7 protein-coding genes and 1 pseudogene are annotated in these 6,966 nt (G+C 57.8%); 5 read left to right on the top strand and 3 right to left on the bottom strand.

The annotated features are described in order from the left end of the window. Both ABEA12_RS00465 and ABEA12_RS00460 read right to left on the bottom strand, forming a co-directional pair. On the bottom strand, window positions 1–422 hold a 422-nt coding region (locus ABEA12_RS00465; RefSeq protein ID WP_345465707.1), incomplete at its 3' end, for a DDE-type integrase/transposase/recombinase. 230 nt (window positions 423–652) lie between these two features. Then, entirely contained in the window at window positions 653–1,057 is a 405-nt protein-coding gene (locus ABEA12_RS00460) for a hypothetical protein (RefSeq protein WP_210100251.1), read from the bottom strand. A gap of 297 nt (window positions 1,058–1,354) precedes the next feature. Between ABEA12_RS00460 and ABEA12_RS00455 the strand changes: the two genes are divergently transcribed. The 5 genes from ABEA12_RS00455 to ABEA12_RS18570 all read left to right on the top strand — a co-directional run bounded on the left by ABEA12_RS00455 (window position 1,355) and on the right by ABEA12_RS18570 (window position 6,562). Further along, entirely contained in the window at window positions 1,355–4,147 is a 2,793-nt protein-coding gene (locus ABEA12_RS00455; RefSeq protein WP_210100252.1) for a DUF4365 domain-containing protein, read from the top strand. 108 nt (window positions 4,148–4,255) lie between these two features. Further along, window positions 4,256–4,378 carry a hypothetical protein gene (locus tag ABEA12_RS00450; protein WP_345465702.1) on the top strand — a complete coding sequence of 41 codons (123 nt, stop codon included), beginning with the start codon at window positions 4,256–4,258 and terminating at the stop codon, window positions 4,376–4,378. A 196-nt stretch (window positions 4,379–4,574) separates the two neighbouring features. Beyond that, window positions 4,575–4,814 carry a hypothetical protein gene (locus tag ABEA12_RS00445; RefSeq protein ID WP_210100253.1) on the top strand — a complete coding sequence of 80 codons (240 nt, stop codon included), beginning with the start codon at window positions 4,575–4,577 and terminating at the stop codon, window positions 4,812–4,814. Window positions 4,815–4,890: 76 nt separating this feature from the next. Then, window positions 4,891–6,339, top strand: coding sequence for an IS1634 family transposase (locus ABEA12_RS00440; RefSeq protein ID WP_425571707.1), 1,449 nt, complete (start codon window positions 4,891–4,893; stop codon window positions 6,337–6,339). A gap of 28 nt (window positions 6,340–6,367) precedes the next feature. Next, on the top strand, window positions 6,368–6,562 hold the full coding sequence (locus tag ABEA12_RS18570; RefSeq protein ID WP_210102493.1) for an AIPR family protein: 195 nt from the start codon (window positions 6,368–6,370) through the stop codon (window positions 6,560–6,562). A 144-nt stretch (window positions 6,563–6,706) separates the two neighbouring features. Here the strand turns inward: ABEA12_RS18570 and ABEA12_RS00435 are convergent. Beyond that, window positions 6,707–6,966: pseudogene (locus tag ABEA12_RS00435) on the bottom strand (IS481-like element ISAar22 family transposase); the annotation flags it as partial.

The following is a 6,966-nucleotide window of genomic DNA, read 5'->3' as shown; positions in this document are numbered from 1 at the left end:
ACGGTTAAAGCATCACGCAGCAAGTGCGACCTCATGGCTGCTCCCGAGTCCGCGTGCACCGTATGGGGCGCTCCGTGCTCGGCGATGGCCGCTTCAAACATGTCCACGGCCAGGTGGTCAGCTTCGCGGTCCTCCACGCGCCAGCCCACGATCTGCCGAGATAAAATATCCATCACCGAATAGACCTTGAAGACGATTTTCCGCCATGGCGAATACACGTCAGAAATATCCAACGACCAAATCTGACCCGGCCCGGTGGCCTTCAACACGGGCTTGGCACTGCGGCCCCGTTTGTTCTGCGCTCTAGTGGGGACGGTGGGGCGCAGCATCTGATCTTCAATCTCCGCCGCGATACGCCACCACTTACGCCTAGAAGCGAGCACCAACCCGGCATCCCAGGCGGTGGCGAAGGAATGATCCACGGAGACCTGCTCGGCCCAGCCCAGCTTGATGCATTCGCTGATCTTCTCCCGGTCAGCCTCGCTGATCCGGCTCTCGTAGGCGCGTTCGGACTGATGGATCGGGTCCCGGACGTGTTCACGGGGATTCTGTCGGTAGTGCCATGTGGAGCGCGATACGCCCGCCAGTTCAAGTGCCTTGCGCTGGGAACCGGTGACGTCCCTCAGGGTGCCGATGAGGTGGTTCTCGGCGGTTATGAACTTTTCGGATCGTTCGTCTGCTTGGTATCGGGCTCTGGCACGTTCAGCGTGTGCAAGAGCCCGATAGCTTTTCCCAAGGCGGTATTGGACCCCTCAAGCATGCGAATGCGTTCCTGGAGCTGTTCGACTTCTAACTGGTGTTCAGGGATTTCTTTGGCGCGGGCTTTTTCGAACGCGGACCGTTCGCTAGATGTTCGGGTCATATTCCCATGATCCCTTGGTACCAGGTTCCGGTCGAGGTCCCCGTCGTAGACCAGCTTCCGCCACTGCTGCAGGGTCCATGCCGGCACGTTCTGAGCGGCCAGCCAGCTTGCTTTGGTTCCGTGTGGTTGAAGGTAGTACTGGTGCATGAACTCACGGATTTCTTCGCGAGTGTATCCCTGGATTGTTGCTGTCATGGCTGTCTCCTTCAGCAAGGTTTGGACGAGCCGGGTGGCTCACAACCAGCCTGACGTAGAGGGAACGTCTAGTTTCTAACGGAAAAAATTGTAGCTGCTATCAAGAAGCCCCAAGATTCCTGTCGGAACCTTGGGGCTTCGTCGTACGTCTGGGGCCATGCAGGATATCCTGTTGTCAGCCATTTCGTGGGGCAAACATGCGTTGTGAGTAACTCGAACGATGATTTGGGGCGGCGAGCGAGGCATGACTACCGGCCCCAGAATGTTTATCCGCATCCGGCCTGATTTAATGTGGACATGCCTAATATGCGCGCACCCAAGAACGAAGCCACGGGAACCTCGGGCCAATCGTTCGTTAAAGGTGAATTCGAAGAATTGGGATGGGGGGCAGTCCCCAACCCTGAACACGACCTCGGTACAGACCTATGGCTGATGGCTAGAGACGAGAACCGATTCGACATGGGTGCGCTGGTCGGCGCGCAGGTCAAGACCGGAGCCTCCTACTTCAAGAGCGCGAAGACGGACGAAGGATCTGGCGAAGTCGTTGGCTGGTGGTATACGGAGGAAGACGACAGCCACTTTGACTATTGGAGTGAGCACACTACCCCGCACATCCTGGTGTTGCGTGACACGAAGTCCAAGACCTCGCACTGGGTTCACGTGACCTCGGATACGATTCAGTCCACCGGCAAAGGAAATAAGATTCTGGTCCTTGCTTCGCAGACGGTCGATGAAAGCAATCGCGACGCCCTTACCGCTGTAGCAACAAGTCCTTCCAAAGCAGTGAGCCTGGATGGCAGCGCATGGGGATCAAGTTGGAAAGTGCCGCAGTCTGACCGACTCAGGTACGCGTTGATGGCACCTAGGCTGATTGCACCACATCCCAACAAAGGTCAAGTGGTGACAAACGCAACAGAAGCCTTGGCGATGCTGGTGCAGGGCAGGTTCAGCGAATTGCGGGACGTTGTTTCAACGGCTGCGCGTACGACAAGCGAAACTGTCACTGATGCCGACTCCTGGCTCTGGGAGCTATTCGACGCAATCTGGAGTTGGGCTGTATCGGGCGACCTTTCTAAACTCGGAGCTTTGTCCGAAGCTGTGGATCAGCAATACCTCGTGGCTGGAGTAGTCGCAAGAGCAGCGGCTCTGATTGAGTACGGACGGTCAGAAGATGCTCTTGCTGCCGTGCGTGAAGTGGAATTTAGAGAATGCTTGGGTGCGGTCAATATTGCTTGGCTCAAGAGCCATGAGGCGCGTTGTCTGCTCGAGCTAGGGCATTTGGAAGAGGCTCGGGACCTCGCTCTCGAGGTCCAAAGACTTCGAGTCTTAGCTCCCAACGATCCCACCGCTGGAGCGCTTGTAGCCGTAACTACCACGCTCGTATTTGACGTGAGTGGGTTTGGCAGGAGCGACATCGGCGAGCTGATCCAGTCCATTGACACTTCAACCCGATGGTGGCGTTCACAGACCATAGCGCATGGGCTCGAGAAGCATTTCGATGGAGAGTTCAAGGCATGGGGGCGTGATTCGAGCACCACTTGGGCTGCTGTCGACACAGTGTGGACGAGCCTTCGAACTGCGGCACTACTGGCCGGTTTTAGTGCGGATCACGGCGGCTGGCGAAACGCAATGTCGTTGCTGGCACGCCGAGACATAATGAAGGCGAGCGTGACGGACACCGCGAAGATGTTGGAGTGCTTGACAGATTTGTTGAGGGCGGGTGCCAAGAAAGAACTGGTGCTGGCAGTTCGCAAATTGAGCGACGCCGGTCCTGTTGAACCGCTCGTTATCCTCCTGGGACGCCTCGAACTGGAGTCGACTTCGAGGTCGTGTCTTGCATCTGCGCTTGCATTCGTGCGCTACGCCGGAGACTTCGCCGAAGTCACCGACGCAGACCGACACGCAACCTGGCTGCTCTCATCACTTGCGAATCCTGAAGGGCTGCGGCACCGGCCGAAGCCGACCTTCCTGATCGAGACTAACTTGCTTCAGTCTCTTGGCGGGGTGATGCGAAGCGTATCCCCGACGATGAAGCGTCGAGTCATGGATCACCTAATGAGTCTCCCTGCTATCGACGACCAGTTAATCGCAAAAGATTACGGACGCATAGTTGCTCTTGTAGGTAACGATCAATGGTCAGGAGAAGATCTTACGCGTCTATCTGTACGAAACGGCGACAATTGGGAACTTCAGGATGATATTGACGGTGTCCTCGCCACCAATAAGCCGGACTTTAGAACGGGCCTTCTTAGTAAGATTAAACAGGGTGATCTGACTGCGCTAGGAAACTTCGGCAAGGTCACTGACCTTCCAGACGACGCAGCTGAAGCGGCGATTTCACATCTGGAGACTTCCATCGATAATCAAGTGAAGCAAGCCCGGCGTGGGATGTACGGCCTAGGAGGACCTGATCTCGGGCATGCGCTCGTTGTTCTGAACGCGTGGCACAGCGATGTTGCCCGGTGGGATGCAGTTGTGGCGTTGCTGACTGAGCCAAACGCTCACGAGAGTCATATTCTGGGCACCCTAGATTCTCTCGGCATGGTCGCAAAGCAGGTTCCTGAGAAGGAGAAACTACGGCTCAGGCCACTTCTTGAGACCATAGCGCAACGGCCCGCGGATGAACGCGACACGGCCTTCACCTGGACCAAATCGACCTCGCAATCAGCCGCCAGGCTTGCGCTTCTTCGCCTCTTTCCGGGCGACGTAACCGATTCCATGATGCTGAGCTTACTTGCCGGAACTTCTATCGACAGAGAGGTGGCTGCCACCATCGCCGGCGAGAGGTCAATGACGGGTGATCATAATTTACTTTTCTCCATGGCGACTGACCAAGTCCTTCAGGTTCGTGGTGCTGCGATCGTGAGCCTGACAAAGTGCGCTGCGAGCGAGAACGCTTCTGCCGAAACATCGGCGATGATCTGCAAACTGGTTGCCCGCGGAGGACCGCTCACTGCCAAGCAAGTGAGCGGTTACCTGCTCGATATGCCGGACAACGAGGCACGTAGCTTCTTGTTGGGGTCTCTTGCCGCCCACCCTTCGTCTCTTGTGCGGGCCCAGGTTGCGGCCGGCAGGGCAAACGACGGGTAGCTCAATTACGCCGCCGCACCTGCCCTGATGCCGGTTCTAGTGGTATGTCTCCAAAATAGTTTCTGGCTTATTCATCAAGCTGGAGGCATATCGAATATAGTTGCCGCGTTGACCCACACCGATGCCCAGCGCGAGGTCCTGGCCTTCTTGCCCAAGCCCCAAGTAGTCTCTCATCGCAAGGTGCAGCGGGCACAGGTCTTGTTGATGGCTTCCGAGGGGCTTGGCCAATGATTGGATCTCCCGGCTCGTGGGCATGGCTCCAGGGACGGTGGGCGCTTGGCGTGCCCGGTGCGCCGAGGATGAACTGAAAATTTTGGACAGGTCCGCGATTGGCGATGGCACAAACCGGTTGCGCCCGGACTCGAAGATCGCGGAAATCATGCGGTTGAGGCAGAGGACCACGCCCGAGGGCGCGACGCATTAGTCGGTGCGGACCAATGCCGCGCATGTCGGGGTCTCACCGACCCCGATCCAGTGGATCTGGGCCGCACGCGGGCTGAAGCCGCACCTGGCCAAGACGTTCAAGCTCTCCAACGATCCAAAATTCGAGGAGAAGCTCATCGATATCTGCGCGCTGTATTTGAACCCATCAAGAAAGGTGATGGTCTTGTGTTTGGATGAAAAACTCGATCCCGTTGCCGGGCGGGAATCGGGCCGTTTTTGTTGAGTGGCCGCAAAGCATACTCGCGCACGGTCAGAGACCGTGCAGTTGAATTGCCGCCGTCGGCCCGGGCTTCGAATCTTTGCTCGGCCCCGTCTGCCGGAACCGCGAGGTGATCATGGGGCTGCTGGCCGCACGGATCTGCAAACCAACCTCCAAGCTCGCCACCCTGAACTGGTTCACCGACACCACCCTGGGCACCGACCTCGGCCCCGTCACCTCCGATGAGCTCTACGCCGCCATGGACTGGCTACTGACCCAGCAACCTCGCATCGAAAAGCAGCTCGCCCGCACCCATCTGGGACCCGAACACAACCCCGAGGGCCTTGCCCTCTTTGACCTGTCCTCCTCCTGGGTCACCGGAACCCACAACCCCCTGGCCAAATTCGGGTATTCTAGGGACAAGAAACGCGGGCACGAACAGATCGAATACGGCATGCTCGCCACCCGCGCCGGGCTGCCCATCGCCGTGCGCGTCTTGCCCGGAAACACCTCCGACCCGGCCTCCTTCATCCAGATCGCCTCAGAAATCCATGACCTGGCTGGTGTCGAGGATCTGGTCATGGTCGGGGACCGCGGAATGATCACCAACGCCCGGGTTCAAGACCTGAAAAAGGACACCACCTTCTCCTGGGTCACCGCGCTGCGCAACACCGACATCCAGAAGCTCGCCGAGGACAATGGGCCCTTGCAGATGAGCCTGTTCGATGAGCAGAACCTCGCCGAAATCAGCCACCCCAAATATCCCGGGGAGCGTCTCATCGCTTGTCGCAACCCCGCACTGGCGACCAAACGCGCTCACAAGCGCACCAGTCTGCTCGAAGCCACCGAAGAGAAGCTCGAAACCATCAAGAAAGCGGTTCAAGCGGGACGGTTGAAGGGTGCCGGGAAGATCGGGGTGAAGACCGGGAAAGTCGTTGGCACCTACAACATGGAAAAGCACTTCACCCTGGTCATCACCGATGAGACGTTCACCTATGAACGCAACGAAGGAACCATCAAACGCGAAGCGGACTTGGACGGGATCTATGTCATCCGCACCAACGTCCCGGCTCAGACCATGGACGCCCCCGAAGCGGTGCGGACCTATAAGTCCTTGGCCAACGTGGAGAAGATCTTCAAGACCCTCAAAACCCGTGATTTGGGCATTCGTCCAATCCGCCACTACACCGAAGAACGGACCCGCGCCCACGTGCTGCTTTGCATGCTCGCCGCTCACCTGACCTGGCACCTACGCACCGTCTGGGCTCCATTGACGTTCACCGATGAAGACCGGCCCGTCCTGGAAGAGCCGGTCGCCAAAGTGAACCGCTCGGACGCCGCAGCGCGCAAGGCCAGCACCAGGAAACTCGACGACGGAACCACAGCCACCAGCTACCAAGACCTGCTCACCCACATGGGAACCCGGACCCGGAACACCACCAGGGTCCCGGGCACCGAGAAGACCTTCGAACTGCTGTCCCTGCCCACGCCCCGGCAACAGCGCGCCATGGACCTCATCGACCACCACACCAAAACCCACAGAAAGTAGCCAGACACCCCACACCAAAAACGTCAGGATCCCCGACAATCCGGGGATCCTGACGATCTGTCTAACGCAACTTCAGTTTAGCGAGCGCCTCTTCGACAAAAACATCCGGTCAATCCTAAAAGCGACTGAAACCAACGAGACGCTGCACGAGACGTTGAGTTCGGAGCCATCGAAGTTTTGGTACTACAACAACGGAATCACAATAGTCGCGGAATCGATGTGAACACTCGTTTCTTTGTTTACAGTCGCACTCACCACATCGTTTACACACGCACTCGACACTTCCTTTACACACGATGTCAGCACATCGTTTACACCAACACTCATGACATCGCTGACACCGTGTGCACTCAGGGATTCAGACCGGTCAGCCGGTAGTTTCCAACTGGTAATGCTGTTTGTCGTAGTCGATCCGCCGCAAAATCCACGACGGTCTCTGTTCGCGGATACGGGCCCCATGGACCTGCCACAGCGGCATCACCCGTTTGCTGGAGGCAACCCGCACCGGCAGAGGGAAGTAGAGACTTTCCTCTCCGTCGAGGGTGCTAAACAAAGTAAAACCCGTTTCGGTGGTGGCCACCTGGTGTTCACCAATCAGATGGGTCGGCACCTTGAACACCCGGCCGC

It is taken from the genome of Paeniglutamicibacter antarcticus (assembly GCF_039544305.1).
Classification (GTDB): Bacteria; Actinomycetota; Actinomycetes; order Actinomycetales; family Micrococcaceae; genus Paeniglutamicibacter; species Paeniglutamicibacter antarcticus_C.
This window is presented reverse-complemented; position numbering and strand designations above follow the sequence as displayed.